General features: G+C 66.6%; 2 protein-coding genes. One reads left to right on the top strand and one right to left on the bottom strand.

Annotation, left to right across the window (positions count from 1 at the left end):
- The coding region (locus CCN44_RS38840) for a hypothetical protein (RefSeq protein WP_143650331.1) at nt 1-262 on the bottom strand (262 nt) is incomplete at its 3' end.
- Between the two features lie 588 nt (nt 263-850).
- On the opposite strand from CCN44_RS38840, the gene CCN44_RS38835 reads away from it, so the two are divergent.
- Entirely contained in the window at nt 851-1,651 is an 801-nt protein-coding gene (locus tag CCN44_RS38835; protein WP_308406322.1) for a LuxR C-terminal-related transcriptional regulator, read from the top strand.
- The last annotated feature ends 110 nt before the right edge of the window (nt 1,652-1,761 follow it).

Below are 1,761 nucleotides of genomic sequence, written 5' to 3'. Positions count from 1 at the left end.
GCGGTGTCATAAGCAGTCCACCCCCGGGGGAGGCCGACGTGAGGAGCTGCTCGTAGTAGGGCGCGAGGAAGGGGGTGCCGCAGAAGACGACCGACGTGCCCGCGAACTCCGGGCGCCGGTCCAGCGCCCGGCGGACCACGCCGCAAGCGGCCCGCTCCGCCCGCTCCAAGGACTCCGCGGCGAGGAAGAGACCGACCGTCGGGGGAGGTCCCGCGTGGACCATCACATGTTCGAGGCGATCCTCGTCGGTGGCGCAGGACATGATGAATGAGGAGAATTCGGGCTCAATATGCACATGGGGTCCGTCAAGGCGTACGTGAACAAGTCGCATACCCCGCAGCATCGATGAGCCGCATCCCGTTCACCAGGGATTGGCGGGGCCGCATGCGGACGAGGACGGAAAAGGACGTGCGGACCGTCCGCAGCGGGTGGCCAACTCGCTTATCGAATAGGCGACTTGACCGATACGGAACGTCGGGGACCGGGACCCGGACCGACGGGGCCCGCGTCGGCGCGACGACGATCGTTGCAGCTTAAATCGTAAGTTACCTGTAGCCAGCAGGGGTTCTTCGGGTAATCTCGGCTCACCGGTGTCGGCAAGAAATTGCCGATTGCACTGAAAGAGATGGGCGCTTGAATGCCGGAAACACTAGGCATGGAAGAGACGACCGAGCTCGTATACCGAACGATGCTCGCTCACCCCAGTGAGGGTTTCGACAGAATTAGAGAGCTCACTGGTCTCGCAGAAGCCGATCTGAGAACCCAGCTGAACCGACTCAGCGAACTGGCCCTTGTTCGCCCCGCGGCCGACGACCCGAACCGCATGCATGCCGTATCACCGCAGATCGGAATGAAGGTCCTCCTGGCCGAACGGCAGGCGGAACTGGCCGCGGCGCAGCAACAGCTGGAGGACGCGAGGTATGCGGCCGAGAGGATCATCGCGGAATTCTCCCAAGTGCAGGACAGCGGCAACGGGGAGATAGAAAAGCTGTACCACCTCGACGAGATCCGGGACCGGATCCGTCTCCTGTGCGCCGAGGTCAAGGAGGAGGTGATGGCCTTCACCCCCGACGGCGCGCAGACGGCGGCGAACATGGAGGCCGCGAAACCCCAGGACGCCGAACTGCTGCGGCGGGGCGTCAGAATGCGCACCCTGTACCTGGACAGCCTCCGCAACAATCCCCCGACCGTCGCCTACGCCAACTGGCTGGCGGAGCAGGGGGGTCAGGTCCGCACGGTGCCGTCGCTCCCGATCCGGATGCTGATCATGGACCGGGCGACGGCTCTCGTCCCCGTCACGCGGGACGACAGTTCCATGGGCGCCGTGGTCCTGCGCGGTGAAGGGATACTCGCGGCCCTGTGCGGGCTGTTCGAGTCGACGTGGGAGCGGGCCACCCCGCTGGGTTCCAGCAAGGCACAGGAACGCGACGACCGGGGTCTGACCCCGTCGGAGGCCGAGGTGCTCAAGCTCCTCGCCAAGGGACACACGGACGAGACCATCGCCAAACGCGTCGGAGTCTCGTCACGGACGGTCCGCCGTATCGCCGCCGACCTGATGGACAAGATGGACGCGCGCAGCCGCTTCCAGGCCGGAGCACAGGCAGCGCTGCGGGGATGGATCACCCTGGACGACGCGACGTCGACGGCCTGACGCGGCCGGCCCCGAGGCCGGGCCGTGCCGAGGACCCCCTCGGCGCGGCCCGGCCTCTTGCGCGTTCCACGGCCGTACCGGCGTGCGGGCTGGACTGCTTATGACACCGC

It is taken from the genome of Streptomyces tricolor (assembly GCF_002155905.1).
GTDB classification, from domain to species: Bacteria; Actinomycetota; Actinomycetes; order Streptomycetales; family Streptomycetaceae; genus Streptomyces; species Streptomyces tricolor.
This window is presented reverse-complemented; position numbering and strand designations above follow the sequence as displayed.